The sequence below is a fragment of the Marinimicrobium sp. C6131 genome (assembly GCF_026153455.1).
Classification (GTDB): Bacteria; Pseudomonadota; Gammaproteobacteria; order Pseudomonadales; family Cellvibrionaceae; genus Marinimicrobium.
On sequence record NZ_CP110629.1, the window covers coordinates 3,674,088 to 3,690,434 of the forward strand.

The following is a 16,347-nucleotide window of genomic DNA, read 5'->3' on the forward strand; positions in this document are numbered from 1 at the left end:
GACCCTTTGGAGAAAGTCCGTATCGACAAATGGCTGTGGGCTGCCCGGTTTTTCAAAACCCGCAGCATCGCCAAGCAGGCTGTCGAGGGCGGCAAAGTCCAGTGTGACGGGCAACGGGTGAAGCCGAGTAAGGAGATCACCGTGGGGCTCACCCTGAAAATCCGTCAGGGGTTCGACGACAAGGTCGTGACGGTTCGCGCCCTGTCGGATCAGCGCCGGGGCGCCCCCGAGGCCCAGTTGCTCTATGAGGAAACCGCTGAGAGCCTTGCCCTGCGTGAGGAGCGGGCAGCGCAGCGCAAGGCCGGTGGGCTCGCCGGCCAGATCATCAGCGACCACCGGCCGAACAAGAAGGAGCGTCGCCAGATCCATCGCTTCCGGCGCCAGGAACTGGAACCGTAAAGCGTCCACCCGGCACCTACATGGTGTCAAAAACGATCTTAGTGCACCGTCACGGGTGCCATATCTACAAAGAGACCTCAAATCCCCATGTTCGATAACGACTTACTGCACCGTTTTCTGTTCGATGAATGCGACGTCCGGGGTGAAATTGTCACTCTGGGCGACAGCTACCGGGAGGTCATGAACAACAACCCCTATCCGGATGGCGTGCGTGAGCTGCTCGGAGAATTCCTGGCGGCGGTGGCGCTGCTGAGCAATACCCTGAAGTTCAACGGCATGATCAGCCTTCAGGCCCAGGGCGATGGTGCGGTCAGTATGGTGATGGCCGAATGCGACTACCACAAGAATCTGCGCGGTATTATTCGTCTGAAGGACGCCAACGACCGGCCTCAGGGGCATGGTGTGGGAGAGTTGCTGGGCAAAGGCATCATGGCCATCACCATCGAGCCGGAGCAGGGCGAGCGCTATCAGGGGGTGGTGCCCATGGACAGCGACAGCCTGGCGGAGTGTCTTGAGCATTACTTTTACCAGTCAGAGCAGCTCAAAACCCGGCTGTGGTTCGCCACCGGTGATCATGCCTGTACCGGACTGATGCTCCAGGCGCTACCGACCCAGAAGCAGGCGGAGCCGGACGAGAACCGGGATCACTGGGAGACCCTGGGAACCCTGGCCTCGACGGTCAAGTCCGAGGAGTTGCTGGGGCTGCCCCATGCCGATGTCCTGTATCGGCTGTTCAACGAGTATCAGTTGCGCCTGTTCGATCCCAGCGAGCTGCGTTTTCGCTGCAGTTGTTCCCGCGAGCGCAGTGCCAATGCACTGCTCTCACTGGGGCGCGAAGAGGTGGACCAGTTGCTGATTGAGCAGGGGGGCAAGATCAGCATCGATTGTCAGTTCTGCAATCAGCATTATTCATTCAATGCCGGCGATATCCGGGAACTGCTGGGCGATCAGACGCTGCACTGAAAAATCTTTATTGTCACCTTGACAATATCGCGAATCCGGTCTTATACTCATTATTACCATAAGCGATGTCCCTGGTGTGGCGTGGGCCCGTCCCCTTTCAGGGCTCCCGCCCGGGTTGCAGGCACCCCTTGCGACCGCCAGGCAGAGCTGTGTCTTGGTAGACGTTGTTTTGGTTGTATCTTTTGTTCTCTCCATGTTTTGCCGGGCTGCGTTGGTAGCCCGGCTTTTTTCGTTCTGGTTTCCTGACTTTCTGATTCGCTGACCGGGAATTTTCCGGAATGTGTTGAAACCGGTTACAAAAGTGCGCACAATACCACCCTGATGGGCACGAGACGTGGGTTATCCTGCGGTAAACCGATTTCATCCTGTGCCGATCAGTGCCGCTGTGGGCGTCGCCAGGATCGGCGGCTGTGCGCGGTGAGCTTTTTACCCAAGCTGTTGTACCCTTTCACCCCGGCTGTTCCCAGCCGGGGTGCTTTATTTCGGGGGTGCTCTGCAATGCCTTCATGGGTAAACTGTCGTCGGTGCGAAAGCACCCCTCATTCCTGATGAACCTGTATGGCTGGAAATACCGGATATGACTCACACCCTCAAGGACGCGGCCGAGCGTCTCGAGCGCTGGATCGCCCAAGAATCGCTGCCACTATGGCAGCAGGTTGGCCTGAACCCTGAGCAAGGGGGGCATTGGGAGGCTCTGAATGCCGATGGTTCCATCGACCGTGGCGCCAATATCCGGGTGCGTGTGCAGGCCCGACAGGCGTTTGCATTTGCGTTTTCCACCGCGCGCGGCTGGTGCGACGGCGAGGCCATGGCCCGCCAACTGATGCGCTTTGTGGTCGAGCGGGCGGCCCATCCCCACGCGGGGGGCGGCTTTACCCACCTGATGAGTCCGGACTTCCAGGTCATTGATCAGAAGCAGGATCTGTACGATCACGCGTTTTTCCTGCTCGCCTATGCCTGGTGTTACCGGGCGTTTGGGGACAAGGCTTATCTGGACGGCGCCGAGACGCTGATGAGCCATCTGGATCGGTGCTTCGCCTCGGTGCATGGCGGTTGGACGGAAGGCGACTACGAGTATGAGCAGCGTCGTCAGAACCCCCATATGCATTTGTTCGAGGCCATGATGGCGCTCCATGAAGCCAGTGGTGACGGGAAGTGGCTGGCCCGGGCCGGCGAGTTGTTTGCGCTGTTTCAAACGCGCTTCTTCGACCCGGAGCGGGCTGTGCTGTTCGAGTTTTTTGAAGAAGACTGGCGCCTGAAGCACGCTCCTGAGCAGGCACCGGTGGAGCCGGGGCACATGTTCGAATGGGTGTGGTTGCTGGACTGGTACCACCGCCTGAGTGGGCACCCGGTCGATGTCTATACCGAGGCGCTGTATCGCCGGGGGTTGGCCATTGGCCAGGTGGGCTCTGGCCTGGTGCTGGATGAGGTGCTGCCCGACGGTACGCCTCTCAAAAACACCAAGCGCTGCTGGGGGCTGACCGAGTTGATCAAGGGCAGTCTGGTGCGCGCCCGTGCCGGCGATCCGGAGGCGGAAGCCCGGGCCGTGCGAGCGATTGATGATCTGTTCACCTACTACCTGACCGCAACCACGCCCGGCGCCTATGTTGATCAGCGCGGTGCCGATGATGAGGTGGTGTTGGACAAGGCGCCCGCCAGCACCCTGTACCATCTGGTGGTGCTGGCCGCCGAGGTGGCGGACTACGTTAAAGGTCGGGTCGGCCTCTAGGCGGGCGCCCACCCTGATCAGGAGGCGGGGGTGACCTTTTTGGGGGTGTTGGGCAGTTCGGCGCCCGGTGCCGGGGCGGTACTTTTGCGGATAATGAACTCCGTCGGTAACACGCACTCGGTCTGGGTCAGAGGTTCGCCTTCAATGATTTTGAGCAGCATGTCCATGGCCATTTTGCCCATTTCCTCGGCGGGCTGGGACATGGTGGTCAGGCTCGGATCGGTGTACTTGGCGTAGGCGATATCGTCAAAACCGGTGACCGACATATCTTCCGGCACCCGGATGCCCTGGGACTTCAGCGTCTGAATGGCGCCAATGGCCATTTCGTCATTGGTGGAGAAGATGGCGGTGGGCCGGTTTTTCATGTGGCAGAACTGAAAGGCGCTGTTCAGGCCCGACCACATGGTGAAGTCGCCTTCGGCCACCAGGTCCGGGTCGAATGGAATGCCGTGTTCGGCCAGGCTTTCTTTATACCCTTTCATCCGATCGATGGCGTGCGGGTTGTCCTTCAGGCCCGAGATGGCGCCGATGCGTCGGTGCCCCAGAGAGATCAGGTAATCCACGATGGTTTTTGCCGCGCCCCGGTTGTCGATGCGCACCGACGGACCGGTGGTGTACTCACAGCCACAGGCGTTGACCGTGGCGATGTCCGGCGGAATCACATTGTGGGTTTTTTCCGAGTGGGGGCGCAGTTGCAGCAGGCCGTCCGCCAGCCGGGTTTCCACCCGGCGGATGTACTCCAGCTCACGCTCCGGCGTGCCCCGGGTATCCCCGAGCAGGACCGCGTAGCCCTTTTGTTGGGCGCGGTCCTCGATGGCGCGGATGACCAGAGAGTAAAAGGGGTTGGCGATGTCCGGGACCAGTACCACGATGGCGTAAGAGCGCGCCGAGCGGAAGTTGCGGGCCAGCATGTTGGGTCGGTAGCCGACCTTTTCGATGGCGCGGTGCACCTTGTTCATGGCCTCTTCGGAGACCTTTTCGGGCATGCTCAGGGCACGTGATACCGTGGCGACGGAGACACCCGCCTCGCGGGCGACATCTCGAATGCTGGACATAGCGTAACTCGTTTATTGGATTGGACGGCCGACAGGTCAGCCTTACAAGGTACCGTATTCCGCGGCTGGCGCCAATCCCTTCGCATCAGCTGTCGCTGACCCCCGCTTCGCGGCGGCGCAGGCGCAGTTCATATTCTATCTGATTCATGCGCTCGGCGTTTAACGGATACACCACCAGCAGCAAAATGGCCAGGAAGGCGAACAGGGCCGGAATCCAGCTCATCAGATGCACCATACCGGCGGTGGCCGCCTTGATGGTATCCGGGTCGGTGCCAACATAGCCGTAGCCGGCCAGTACGACCAACACCAGCGCCCCGGCGAAGCCGCCGCCGGTTTTCTGGATGAAGGTACCCGCCGAGTAGAACAGCCCCGTCGCCCGGCGCCCGTGTTTCCACTCGGAATAGTCCGCCGTGTCGCCGAGCATGCTGAAGGTGAGCACCGGCATGAAGGCGGCGAAAAATTCTGCAGCGCCACCAATCACAAATACCCAGAGGTATTGCTCGGGCGGCAGGAAAACAATGAGGCACGTCAACGCACCGCTGACGGCCAGGGAAATGATAAACAGGGTTTTCTTGCCCAGCAGTCGGCCCAGGTAACCGGCGGTCAGCGCCGCGACAATGGACACCGCCAGCAGCACCATGAAGTAGATCCCGGCCAGGGCCGCGTCGCCCACGTAGTGGGTGAAGTAATAGGCCACTACGCCGTACTTGATGCCGTTAAACAGCATGGTCAGAAAGCCCAGACCCAGAACCATCAGCCAGGGTTTGTTGGTGAGCAGGTCGATCAGGTCCCGCTGTGACGGGGTGGTGGCGCTCTCGGGCATGCGGATCAGGCGCCGTACAAAATAGCCGGTACCCGCCAGAACCAGCAGACACACCAGCCCGGTGATGGTCGGGTCGAGGGTATAGCGGGCATCCGGGCCCTGGGTCAGGCTGTAGAAAAAAGCCGATATGGCCATCAGTGGCACAATGATCAGGGGCAGGTTGAACGCCAGATCCTTCAGTTCCTGGCCGAGAGACGCCTGGTTGGCTGCCGACTCGACCCGTTCACGAGTGGTGACGAAGGTGATGATACAGAGTGTGACCAGCAGTGCCGCGAACACGTACATGGTCCGCTGGTACCCTTGGGCGGAATCGCCCTGGCCAAAATACTCCACCATCATGGGGGTGAAGCCCATCACCAGAATGCCGCCCAGAAAGGCGCCGGCAAAACGGTAGCCGGAGAGCACGCTGCGCTCATTGTGACTGGGGGTCATTACGCCCATCAGGGCGGAGTAGGGGACGTTGTTCACCGTGTAGGCCAGGGTCAGGCCGATGTAGGTGAAGTAGGCCCAGACCAGCTTCATCTCGGGGCTGAGGTCGGGGGCGGTAAAGGCCAGCACCATAAACAGGCCCAGCACCGGGGCGGACCAGAGAATCCAGGGGCGGAAGCGCCCGTGGCGGGACTGGGTACGGTCAGCCACCATGCCCATCACAATGTCGGTCATACCGTCCGACAGGCGTACCAACAATAGCAGTAGCGCCGCGGCCGCGGCGGAAATGCCGAGGGTGTCGGTATAGAAAATGGCGAGGTAGGGCAGTGCACCGCGCCATACCAGATTGGCGGCGGCATCACCCATGGCGTAGCCGGATTTCTCGAGAAGCGATAGTTTGTGCTGGGAAGGTTCGTTCACTGAACACCTCATTATTTATTATGTGGTTGTGTGGAAGCCGGAGCCTGTGCCGATTGCGGGAGGCGCCTGCAGGAGGCGGCATCCCTCAGGCCCACAGGGTTCTCTGATGTGGTCCCTGCGACTGTAAGCGGAGCTAGGATAATCGCCTCTCCCGAGGTTGTACAGCCGGATGAGAGGTTGGATGCCAGTGATCGGGGGTGTGCGGGCGGAGCGGCGCTTGCAATGCATTGTGGAACCGGTTACATTTGCGCCTCTTTCAGCGTTCACGGGGCGTTTTGCCGTGCCGTGAATGGCCATGACAACGGGATCGGCACTCAACACGGGTTGACCGCGACCCCGTCAATAATAATGGGACTCTTCACTATGCAGTTCAATCTCGCCCCGTTGGATCTCGCGATCATCCTGCTGTACGGCGTTGCCACCCTCGGGGTGGGTCTGTGGGTGTCGCGTCGGGCTTCGGACAATATCCGCAGTTATTTTCTGGGTGGCAACAAACTGCGCTGGTATTACCTGGGTATTTCCAACGCCTCCGGGCAATTCGATATCAGCGGTACCATGTGGCTGGTGTCGTTGCTGTTCATCTATGGGCTGACCAGCATCTACATTCCCTGGCTCTGGCCGGTGTTCAACCAGATTTTCCTGATGGTTTTCCTCTCGGTGTGGTTGCGCCGCTCCGGGGTGATGACTGGCGCGGAATGGATCACTTTCCGGTTTGGAGATGGTCTGGGCGCGCGCCTCTCACACCTGAGCGTGGTGGCCTTCGCACTGATTGGCGTGCTGAGCTTTCTGGCCTACGGTTTTATCGGGATCGGCAAGTTCGCCGCCGTGTTTCTGCCCTGGCAATTACATCCCGACACTTACTGGAATGAAATCTATTACGGTCTGATCATCACGGCGGTCACGACGGTGTATGTGGTCAAGGGCGGCATGTTCAGTGTGGTATTCACCGAGGTGCTGCAGTTCTTCATCATGACCATCGCCTGTGTGGCGGTGGGTATCATTGCCATGCAGCAGGTCTCCCCCGAGGTGTTGCAGGCGATCATCCCCGACGGGTGGACCAGTGTGGGCATTGGGTGGACGCTCGATCTGGACTGGGGCGGTACCCTGGAAGCGGCCAACGCACGCATCGCCGCCGACGGCTACGATCTGTTTGGTGTGTTCTTCATGCTCATGTTGCTCAAGGGCATTCTGGTGAGCATGGCGGGCCCGGCGCCCAACTACGATATGCAACGCATTCTCTCTGCCCAGTCACCCGTTGAAGCGGCCAAGGTCAGTTGGTTTGTCAATGTGGTGATGCTGTTTCCGCGCTATATGCTGATTACCGGCCTGACGGTTCTGGCGCTGGCCTTTTTCATGGACGATCTGCGGGCCATGGGCGATGCGGTGGATTTTGAGCAGATACTGCCGTTAGCCATGAAGCACTATGTTCCCACGGGTTTACTCGGGCTGCTGATTGCCGGCTTGCTGGCCGCGTTCATGTCCACTTTTGCCGCGACCACCAATGCGGCGCCGGCCTATGTGGTCAATGATATCTACAAGCGCTATATCAACGATGAGGCCGAGCCGAAGCGCTATGTCTATTTGAGCTATCTGGTCTCCATCGCATTTGTGGTGGTGGGCGTTGGCATTGGGCTGTTTATCCCCACGCTGCACGAAATCATTTCCTGGATTGTCAGTGGGCTCTACGGTGCCTACGCGGCCTCCAATGTGCTGAAGTGGTATTGGTGGCGCTTTAACGGTTACGGATACTTCTTTGGCATGGTGGTGGGGTTGATCATTGCCCTGGCGCTGCCGGCGATGACCGATCTGGACCCGCTGTACGCCTTCCCCTACATGTTGGTGGCCTGTCTGCTGGCCTGCGTGCTGGCATCGTTACTGACCGCGCCGGATGATATCGAGGTGCTCAAGCGTTTCTATGTGAAAGTGCGTCCCTGGGGGTTCTGGGGGCCGGTGCGAGAAGCGGTGCAGGCCGACCATCCCGGGGTGAAGGTCAACCCGCACTTTGCCCGCGATGCGCTCAATGTGGTGGTGGGGGTGGTGTGGCAAACCGCTCTGGTGGCGATGCCGATCTTCATGGTGATCCAGCACTGGCAGGAGTTCGCGCTGGCCACACTGGTGGTCGTGCTGACCAGCCTGTTTCTGTGGCGCAACTGGTGGTGCAAGCTGGAGGATTATCCGGACGATATGCCCGCCGAGATGGTCCGGGAAGCGGACGCCCATATTGTCTCCAGGCATTGATGGCAGATGGTCCGTGCGTCTGAGTGAAACAGAAGCGGTCGCAGGGACCATCGAGTGGCCCGAAACCTTGCAATCCGGGTTGTAACCGATTACATTAGGTGGCATCACGGGGTGTCGGCCGGCTTCATCCGGCCCGTGCTCCATACGTTACGCCGAATACGACTTTCGAATACTTGCCGGGCGGCTCGCCTTTGCCCGGTCAACTGTCAGGACCCCTTGTACATGAGCGATTTTCAACAAGCCGTGCGGTCGCTGCTGAGCGACCATGAAACTCTGATTACCCGCAAGAACCAGCCTGTCCCGGGTGGCAACGGTATTTACCAGCGTTGGCAATACCCGATTCTGACCGCTGCGCATACGCCGGTGTTCTGGCGTTATGACCTGAATCCGGCCAGCAATCCTCACCTGATGGAGCGGCTGGGGGTGAATGCCACGTTCAATTCCGGAGCGCTTTTCTGGGAGGGCAAATACCTTCTGGCGGTGCGTGTGGAAGGCGATGACCGGAAGTCCTTTTTTGCGATCGCCGAGAGTCCCAACGGGGTGGACAACTTCCGTTTTCGGGAATACCCCATCACGCTGCCGGAAACCGAACGGCCCGATACCAATGTCTACGACATGCGGCTGACTGCCCACGAAGACGGCTATATCTACGGCCTGTTCTGTACCGAACGCAAAGACGAACGCCGGCCCGATGACCTGTCGGCGGCGGAGGCTCAGTGCGGCATAGCGCGGACCAGGGATCTGGTGAGCTGGGAGCGGCTGCCGGACCTCATCACCTATTCCGGTCAACAGCGCAACGTCGTTCTGCATCCGGAGTTTGTGGACGGTCAATACGCGCTGTACACCCGCCCACAAGACGGTTTTATCAGCGTGGGTAAAGGCGGTGGCATCGGCTGGGGGCTGTGCCGCTCGATGGACAGCGCCGAGATCAAAAACGAAGTGATTGTCGACGGCAAGGAATACCACACCATCAAGGAAGTGAAAAACGGTCAGGGCCCGGCGCCCATCAAAACCGATCACGGCTGGCTGCATCTGGCCCACGGGGTGCGCAACACTGCCGCGGGGTTGCGTTACGTGCTGTACGTGTTCATGACCGAGCTGGAGCGACCCTGGGTGGTCACCCATCGCCCCGGCGGTCATTTTATTGCCCCCAAAGGGGATGAGCGGGTGGGGGATGTATCCAATGTGGCGTTTGCCAATGGCTGGATCGTCAACGACAACAACGAGGTGTTCATCTATTACGCCTCATCCGATACCCGCATGCATGTGGCGACATCGACCGTCGACAAACTGGTGGATTATGCGATCAATACGCCGGAGGATGGGCTGCGTTCTGCGGCGTCGGTGGCAACGCGAAAGCAACTGATTGAGGCCAACCTCAAGCTGCTGGAAGGAATGAAAAACTGATGGCGTTACACGAGCCCGCTGTACACACCCGACGGTCGGGGATGAGTCAGGAATTCTATTCGGAGCTGCTGTGTATCGCCGACTGGTGGCTGGCATATGCCCAGGATCCCGAGCGTGACGGATTCTACGGTGAGGTCGGTGTCGATAATGTGCCGGTGAGGGAAGCTGACAAGGGAATCGTGCTGAACACACGTATCCTGTGGTTTTTCAGCGAACTGGCTCAAGCGGTGGATGACCCCCGCTATCGCGCGGCCGCCGAGCGCGGTTACCGGTATCTTCTGACCCATTTTCTGGATGAGGCACAGGGCGGCTTTTTCTGGACGCTGGATGCGTCCGGTCGACCCAAGGATACAAAAAAGCAGGTGTACGCCCAGGCCTTTGCGATCTATGCATTGGTTGCTTACTACCAACTGACCGGGGAGCCTCGGGCTTTGCAGGAAGCCCGGAGCACCTTTGAGTTACTGGAGCGTCATACCGTCGATGGTACGAGGGGCGGTTACCTGGAAGCGTTCAACCGGGGGTGGGGCGTTCTGGATGATGTTCGCCTGAGTGACAAGGACCTGAACTTCCCGAAAACCATGAACACCCACCTGCATGTGGTGGAGGCGTACACCACCCTGTATCAGGTGGATGCCCGCGCTTCGGTCGCCGACGCGCTGCGTTACGCGATTGACTGTTTTGATCGACACATCATCAACAAAGACAATTTTCACCTGCGCATGTTCATGGATCACAACTGGGAAGATCACTCGCCCGGTTATACCTATGGACACGACATTGAGTGCAGTTGGCTGTTGGCAAAAGCCACCGAGTCGCTCAATGAGCGGGCCGTCAGTGAGCGTTTACAGTCGAGTATTCTGGGAATTGCCGAGGTATGCCTGCGCGAAGCCATGGGTGAGCACGGCGAAATGTACGACGGTTTTGAGTTTGCGACTCAGGCCTTCAATCACGAACGGGTCTGGTGGGTGCAGGCCGAAGCCATGGTGGGTTACTACAAAGCCTATACCCTGTCCGGCAACAAGCGTTTCGTCGCGGCGGCTGAGCGACTCTGGTCGTTTATCAAACGCCATCACCGCGCCGACAACGGCGAATGGCTGTGGTTGTCGACCCTGGATGATCAGAATCACGCGCCTTCGTACAAGCTCGGCCCCTGGAAGGGGCCTTACCATAATGGTCGGGCCATGTTGGAAATGCTGCGTCTGCTCAAATGAAGCACTCCGGTTTGTATTGTCGGATTACGCTTTGCCAATCCGACCTCTCATAACTCAGTCAAGTCCCTTTATTTAATCATTTTACCTGCCTGTTGGGCACACGAGTCTGCTGGCATTGCCTGAGTCGTTGACGCACATGCCGGTGGTACTCGTGTGTTTAGCCTGTGTGCCAGCTCGAAGGCCTCCCGGATGAACGTCCATGGGGTCAACCGAACCTCTCGCATCGGATGTCCGCCTGGCGGCATCAACTCAGTTACCTTGGGTATCGCGTTCCATGGATCATCCCGCGGGCTGCCTCTTGACTACTTAGGAGCCTCAAGACTGGGCTAGAGGTCGGATCGAAGGTCAGCCCGAAGGAAGACTCGTTGCCAGCGTGTTACGGCTGGATTAACTCATTGCTCGCTCCTGTTGCTCGTCTCTGTTCGTCCTCATCGGTCGACTCGGTGGTGCTTATGCCACTTCGGCCCGGGGTGGCTCGGCAAAGAGCTTGGCCGGATCGAACCGCTTGCCTTGAGCCACATGCCACAGCGCCTTGGCCAGCTTGCGCATCAGCGCGATGATCAGTTTGCCCTTGGGGCCTCGGTGTCGGGCCAGCTTGGCGTCATACCAGGCTCTGGCCGGGCCTGATTGACGTATCAGGCGAAGGGCGGCGAAGTACAGGTAGTGGCGCACCACCCCGGGCCCTCGCTTGGTCAGCTTCAGCTGCCCTTTGTGTTTGCCGCTGGAGCGCTCTTTGAGGTTCAGCCCCGCCGCTTTCAGATAGCTGGCCGCACGCGGGTAGTCATTGGCCGAACCCAGGGCACAGTAAAGCACCACCGCGCTGTTATGGCCCAGTGCCTCGGCCATCCAGGCCAGCTCCCGGGTGTGCTCGACGTGCTCGGACAGCGCTCGCTCCAGCTCGCGGGACTGCGCCCGTGTGTCCAGCATCTCCTGGGCCAGGGCCCGGATGAGTTCGTGTTCGGTCTCGACCACCGGCACGCCCAAGGTCGTGGCGGCACTGCGCAGCAGGCCTTCGCGCTTGGACGTCTTAAGCATGTGCCCACCGACTCGGCGCAGCAGTCGGTCCGCCTGCTCCGGCTGTGCCGTCACCCGAACCGGGTCGCCGTACTCGGCCAGCAGGTGCAGCAAGCTGGCGCTCTGCAATGTCAGCCAGCACAGCGCCTCCGGCCAGTGCCGGGCCAACAACGCTTCGAGCCGATTCAGTGCCCGCTGGTGGCGCTCCTGTACCTGCTCCAGCCGATTCAGTAAGGCTCGCAGAGCTCGACGCGCTTCACTCGGCTCGCGCCAGCGCTGACTGATGCCATCCAGGTGCAGCCGGCCGATCAGGTAAGCCGCCTTGGCGTCGTGCAGGCTCGGGACCCCGTCATACACTTCAGCGGCGTCGTGCACCCGCTTGGGGCTGACCCGGTAGATTTCGGCACCCAGAGCTCTCAACTGGTAGCGCAAGGCGTCGCCATAGGTACCGGTCGGCTCCATGACCGCCTCCAGGCGCTGAGCCTTGAGGTTCGCCAGTTCCCGCAGCAGGGCCGGGCTCTGTTGCGGATGCTCCCAGCGGATGGTCTTCAGAACCGTCCGGTCCGGCTTCATCAGCGCCACGTAGAAGTCCTTCTTGGCCACATCAATCGCCAGAATCAACCGCTCGCCCGCCGTCTGCTCACGCAGTTGATCCCAGTTCACCTTCTGGAAATTTTGGGCACGATAGTTATACTTGCGCATAAGGGGACACCTCCAATGCTCTCGGTTCTTCGCACCTTGCTGTTACAGCAAGTTACCGAGTTATGAGGGTCCCCTTTCTTTTTTCTACCTTATAACTGACTACGGCCGCCACAGCTGCCAGGCCAGGACCAGGGCGATGGCCCATCCGCTGATGGCCAACACCGGCCACACCCATTCGGGTCGACGTTGTAATAAGGGTAGCCCCGCGTCCTGCTCCCACTTCGGGTTGGGCCGCTGCAGATCCTGCCACCATTCAGACAGCGCGTCGTAGCGTTGCTGTGGGTGCAGGCTCAGGGCTTTCTCCAGTGCCTTGTCCAACCAGTAGGGCACCATCGGGTTGTGTCGGCGGGCGGGCAGATAATGTAACTTCTGCAGTTGGCGTTCGTTCAGGGCCTTGCCGTAAGCCTCTCCATAGGGCTTGTGACCCGTCAGCATTTCGTAGAGCAACACGGCCAGAGAGAACTGGTCGGAATGCGGCCCGGTCTGTCCGCCGTATCGGTATTCCGGAGCCGAGTAGTCCATTGTTCCCAGAATCTGGTCTCGGGTAAAGGGCGCGTCCAGTTCATCGACGCTGGCGACCCAACAGGAACCGAAGTCCACGATCACCGGCCCCTTTGGCCCCATCACAATATTGTCGGGCTTGATGTCCTGATGCAGGGTTTCCTTGCGATGAAAGGCGCGAATACCCTTGATCAACTGCCCGGTAATATCCACTGCGTCATTGATGGACAGGGGGCCGCGTTCGGTCATCAATTGCCCGAGCGTCGGCCCGGGTATGTACTCGGTCAGATAGTACAGGCACGAACGGGGCTGGGGACCGGCTATCACCTTGGCGACCTGAGGGCTCTGAATCCGTGCGCCTATCCAGGCTTCCATCACAAACCGTTCGAGGTACGCCGGGTCGTCGCTGTATAAAACCGAGGGGGTTTTCATGATCATCGTTCGTCCGGCGTCGTCCCGCACCCGGTAGACCTGACTCCGGTTGGACTCGTGCAGTGGTTTTTCCACTCGCAATCCATCCAGGGTCTGCCCTGCGTCGAGTAATGGCGGAAAAGGCAGTCGCGCCAGCACGTCCATGGCGTCGTCCTGATTGGCGTGCCCCAGTTGACGCACGACCGCCACCTGTATGCTCAGGTTGTCGTCACTGCCATTGTCCAGTGCGGCTTTGCAGGCTTTTTCGACCAGTTGTTGTGGGTGATCGCAGTGGGTTTTGATCAATACCCGCAGCCGGTCGTTGGGCAGGTGATCGTGAATGCCGTCGCTGGTCAGTATGAAGACATCACCGACGCGCACTTCCAGCGTGTGAAAGTCCACGTCGACACTGACATCGGCGCCCAGGGCACGGCTCAGGTAGGTGTCGTGCCGGTTGAGGGTCTGGCAGTGGTCCCGGGTGAGCTGTTCGAGCTGGCCGCTGCGCCAGAGGTAAATGCGTGTGTCGCCGACGTGGAAGAGGTAGGCGTTGGTGCCTTTGAGGATGACGGTGCTGAAGGTGGTGAGCAGCCCTTCGCCGCGCACGCTGTTGCGACTGAGGCCCCAGAGGCTGCGGTTGAGCGATTGCAGTACCCGCTGGCCGGATTGTCGGGTGCTCCAGGTGTCGGGGGTGGCGTAGTAGTCGGTGAGAAATCCGGTGATGGCGGTCTGGCTGGCTTCACGCGCGGCGGCGCTGGAGCTGACACCATCGGCGATGGCGATGGCGATGCCTTTGTGGGTAAGCGCTGCGCCATCGGGCAATTGCGCCCCAATGGTATCCTGATTTTCGCCTTTGCGCCCGCCGTCACTATATTGGGCAAAGTCGATGGTTATTTTCGATTTTATATGGTCCATAAATTCTAGGGTGGTAGCTGGAAAGTACGGACACTCGTGGGGTATACCGTTTGTAGACCCGCCGTGAACCCATCCATGGGGGCTTCTCGTCGGCTCCCTGTCTCGGCTTTGGCTCCTGCGTCGCTCTAACACCTACATCCATGTAGGCGTCCGAGAGTCTACAAACGGTATACCCCACGAGCGCCCTCCGTGCCATCTATTTGGCTTTTTTAGAGTGGATCATCGGTGCCTATTCGCTGGCATTGAGGGTCGGGACAGGGTGAGGCCTTTGGAGACTCTCGGAGGCAGGGAGCCGACGAGAAGCCTACAGGGATGTATTCACGGCGGGTCTCCAAAGGCCTCACCCTGTCCCGACCCGGACTTCCTACAACCTAATAAGCCCAAGCATCAAGTCAGCTCAATCTTCTGCAAAGTACCATCGGCCATCATCTCGCTCATATGGCCTTTGGGTTCGGCCAGCATCTGGACGAGGAAAAAGGTCGCTACGGCCGAGGCGCCGATCACCAGAAAGAATGTACTCGCATCCATGAAACTATAGGCCGTCAGATAAGTGACCGCACCCACGTTTCCGTAAGCGCCGGCCATGCCTGCAATCTGACCGGTCATGCGACGCTTCACCAGCGGCACCATGGCAAACACCGCGCCCTCACCCGCCTGGACGAAGAAAGAACAGCACATTACCGCCACGACCGCCAGCCACACCGGCCAGCCGCCGGTCACTTGCGAGAGAATGAAATAGCCCACCGCCAGACCGCCGATAAAAATCGACATGCTGCGCCGGCGCCCGAAGTTATCGCTGATCCAGCCGCCGCCCGGACGGGCCACCAGGTTCATGAAAGCGAAGGCGCCACCGAGCATGCCGGCTTCGGCCAGGCTCAGTTGAGTGAAGGTTTCCAGAAAGAAGGCCGGCAGCATGGAGACCACCGCCAGCTCGGAGCCGAAGGTCACGAAGTAGGCCCAGCTCAATACCGCCACCTGCTTGAATTCGTATTTGTCATGCTCCGGCACACCATGCTTGAGCATATCCTTGTTCACCCGATAAATCTGGCTGAACTGAAACGCGAACAGGCAGAGGAGCACCAGGTACATCAGGTAGACCGAGCTCTGGGTGAGCAGGCTGATGTTGGACGGGCCCAGGCGCCAGGCCAGTACGGCGAGGATCGCGTACATCGGCACGTTCATTGCGATGTACAGCCAGAAGTCCCGCTTGCAGGACACTTCCAGGCCGCCGGATTTTTTGGGTTTGAAATAGGTGGAGCCTTTCGGGGTGTTACGGGCTCGCCAGTAGAAAACCGCGGCGTAGGCAATGGCGATGAGACCGGTGCAGGCAATGGCGGCGCGCCAGCCGCCGACGCTGCCGAATACGACCACCGCCAGGGTGGGCAGGGTAAAGGCCGCGGCGGCGGAGCCGAAGTTGCCCCAGCCACCATAGATACCTTCCGCCAGGCCGACCTGCCGGGCGGGGAACCATTCACCGACCATTCGGATGCCGATGACGAAGCCGGCGCCCACAAAGCCCAGCAGAAATCGGGTCAGGGCAAGTTGCTCGAAGGATTGTGAGGCGGCGAAGGCCAGACACAGTAACCCTGAAAAGGCGAGCAGACCGGAGAACACATTCCGGGGACCGAACTTGTCCACCAGGATACCGATCACGATGCGTGCGGGAATGGTCAGTGCCACGTTGAGAATCAATAGCGCTTTCCACTGGGCGCCGCTCATGTTGAGCGTTTCGGTGATCAACGGTTTTAACGGGGCATGGCTGAACCACACCACGAACGAGAGGAAAAAGGCGAACCAGGTCAGGTGCAGGACCCGAATGGACGGCTGGGAAAAATCCAGCGGATTCAGTTTGTTCAGGCTCATAGGGCATCAATCCAGAATAGTGGGCCGGGAATTCTGTGCGGTGCTCCGATACGAATGAACCGCATTGGGGCACGCTTCGCGCTGCTCAGTGGTCCTCTGTTGTGCCCGGGACTCAAGGGCTGACAAAAAGCCGGCAGCGCGACTGGGTCTGGAATTGCAATGCCTGTGCCAAACAAAAAACTTTTTTAACATACTGTTTTTAAAGCCATTTTCAATTTGGCGTTCGATGGGCGAGTCGCCTTGTTCATGGATTGTCGCGCTTTTGGAGTG

Annotated in this window: 11 protein-coding genes; 6 read left to right on the plus strand and 5 right to left on the minus strand. The window is 59.6% G+C overall.

Annotated features, from left to right (window positions below; all coding sequences use genetic code 11):
* Positions 1 to 6: 6 nt before the first annotated feature.
* The 3 genes from OOT55_RS15740 (at position 7) to OOT55_RS15750 (ending at position 3,091) form a co-directional block, all read left to right on the plus strand.
* Positions 7 to 399 carry an RNA-binding S4 domain-containing protein gene (locus tag OOT55_RS15740; RefSeq protein WP_265368842.1) on the plus strand — a complete coding sequence of 131 codons (393 nt, stop codon included), beginning with the start codon at positions 7 to 9 and terminating at the stop codon, positions 397 to 399.
* A gap of 87 nt (positions 400 to 486) precedes the next feature.
* On the plus strand, positions 487 to 1,362 hold the full coding sequence (gene hslO, locus OOT55_RS15745; RefSeq protein WP_265366792.1) for an Hsp33 family molecular chaperone HslO: 876 nt from the start codon (positions 487 to 489) through the stop codon (positions 1,360 to 1,362).
* Between the two features lie 577 nt (positions 1,363 to 1,939).
* A complete protein-coding gene (locus OOT55_RS15750; protein WP_265366793.1) occupies positions 1,940 to 3,091 on the plus strand; it encodes an AGE family epimerase/isomerase in 1,152 nt (383 codons plus the stop codon).
* Positions 3,092 to 3,108: 17 nt separating this feature from the next.
* Here OOT55_RS15750 and OOT55_RS15755 read toward each other — a convergent pair whose 3' ends face one another.
* Positions 3,109 to 4,146, minus strand: a complete 1,038-nt coding sequence (locus OOT55_RS15755) for a LacI family DNA-binding transcriptional regulator (protein WP_265366794.1) — start codon at positions 4,144 to 4,146, stop codon at positions 3,109 to 3,111.
* A gap of 85 nt (positions 4,147 to 4,231) precedes the next feature.
* Positions 4,232 to 5,818, minus strand: coding sequence for an MFS transporter (locus tag OOT55_RS15760; protein ID WP_265366795.1), 1,587 nt, complete (start codon positions 5,816 to 5,818; stop codon positions 4,232 to 4,234).
* Positions 5,819 to 6,181: 363 nt separating this feature from the next.
* On the opposite strand from OOT55_RS15760, the gene OOT55_RS15765 reads away from it, so the two are divergent.
* From OOT55_RS15765 to OOT55_RS15775, 3 genes are all read left to right on the plus strand, one after another.
* Positions 6,182 to 8,056, plus strand: coding sequence for a sodium:solute symporter family protein (locus OOT55_RS15765; protein ID WP_265366796.1), 1,875 nt, complete (start codon positions 6,182 to 6,184; stop codon positions 8,054 to 8,056).
* Positions 8,057 to 8,278: 222 nt separating this feature from the next.
* Positions 8,279 to 9,463: a 4-O-beta-d-mannosyl-d-glucose phosphorylase Mgp130 gene (gene mgp130 / locus OOT55_RS15770; protein ID WP_265366797.1), complete on the plus strand. Its 1,185-nt coding sequence runs from the start codon at positions 8,279 to 8,281 to the stop codon at positions 9,461 to 9,463.
* A complete protein-coding gene (locus OOT55_RS15775; protein WP_265366798.1) occupies positions 9,463 to 10,674 on the plus strand; it encodes an AGE family epimerase/isomerase in 1,212 nt (403 codons plus the stop codon). Before mgp130 ends, OOT55_RS15775 begins: the two co-directional genes overlap by 1 nt.
* Positions 10,675 to 11,124: 450 nt before the next feature.
* Here OOT55_RS15775 and OOT55_RS15780 read toward each other — a convergent pair whose 3' ends face one another.
* The 3 genes from OOT55_RS15780 to OOT55_RS15790 form a co-directional block, all read right to left on the minus strand.
* On the minus strand, positions 11,125 to 12,390 hold the full coding sequence (locus OOT55_RS15780) for an IS110 family transposase (protein WP_265365638.1): 1,266 nt from the start codon (positions 12,388 to 12,390) through the stop codon (positions 11,125 to 11,127).
* 99 nt (positions 12,391 to 12,489) lie between these two features.
* Positions 12,490 to 14,214, minus strand: coding sequence for a bifunctional protein-serine/threonine kinase/phosphatase (locus OOT55_RS15785; RefSeq protein ID WP_265366799.1), 1,725 nt, complete (start codon positions 14,212 to 14,214; stop codon positions 12,490 to 12,492).
* A gap of 387 nt (positions 14,215 to 14,601) precedes the next feature.
* Positions 14,602 to 16,077: a NarK family nitrate/nitrite MFS transporter gene (locus tag OOT55_RS15790; RefSeq protein WP_265366800.1), complete on the minus strand. Its 1,476-nt coding sequence runs from the start codon at positions 16,075 to 16,077 to the stop codon at positions 14,602 to 14,604.
* Between the last annotated feature and the right edge of the window lie 270 nt (positions 16,078 to 16,347).

Bases quoted from the DNA above. Each gene is read 5' to 3' on its own strand.
- OOT55_RS15765 (WP_265366796.1), top strand. From the start codon at position 6,182: ATGCAGTTCAATCTCGCCCCGTTGGATCTCGCGATCATCCTGCTGTAC.
- hslO (WP_265366792.1), top strand. From the start codon at position 487: ATGTTCGATAACGACTTACTGCACCGTTTTCTGTTCGATGAATGCGAC.
- mgp130 (WP_265366797.1), top strand. From the start codon at position 8,279: ATGAGCGATTTTCAACAAGCCGTGCGGTCGCTGCTGAGCGACCATGAA.
- OOT55_RS15790 (WP_265366800.1), bottom strand. From the start codon at position 16,077: ATGAGCCTGAACAAACTGAATCCGCTGGATTTTTCCCAGCCGTCCATT.
- OOT55_RS15780 (WP_265365638.1), bottom strand. From the start codon at position 12,390: ATGCGCAAGTATAACTATCGTGCCCAAAATTTCCAGAAGGTGAACTGG.
- OOT55_RS15785 (WP_265366799.1), bottom strand. From the start codon at position 14,214: ATGGACCATATAAAATCGAAAATAACCATCGACTTTGCCCAATATAGT.
- OOT55_RS15775 (WP_265366798.1), top strand. From the start codon at position 9,463: ATGGCGTTACACGAGCCCGCTGTACACACCCGACGGTCGGGGATGAGT.
- OOT55_RS15755 (WP_265366794.1), bottom strand. From the start codon at position 4,146: ATGTCCAGCATTCGAGATGTCGCCCGCGAGGCGGGTGTCTCCGTCGCC.
- OOT55_RS15750 (WP_265366793.1), top strand. From the start codon at position 1,940: ATGACTCACACCCTCAAGGACGCGGCCGAGCGTCTCGAGCGCTGGATC.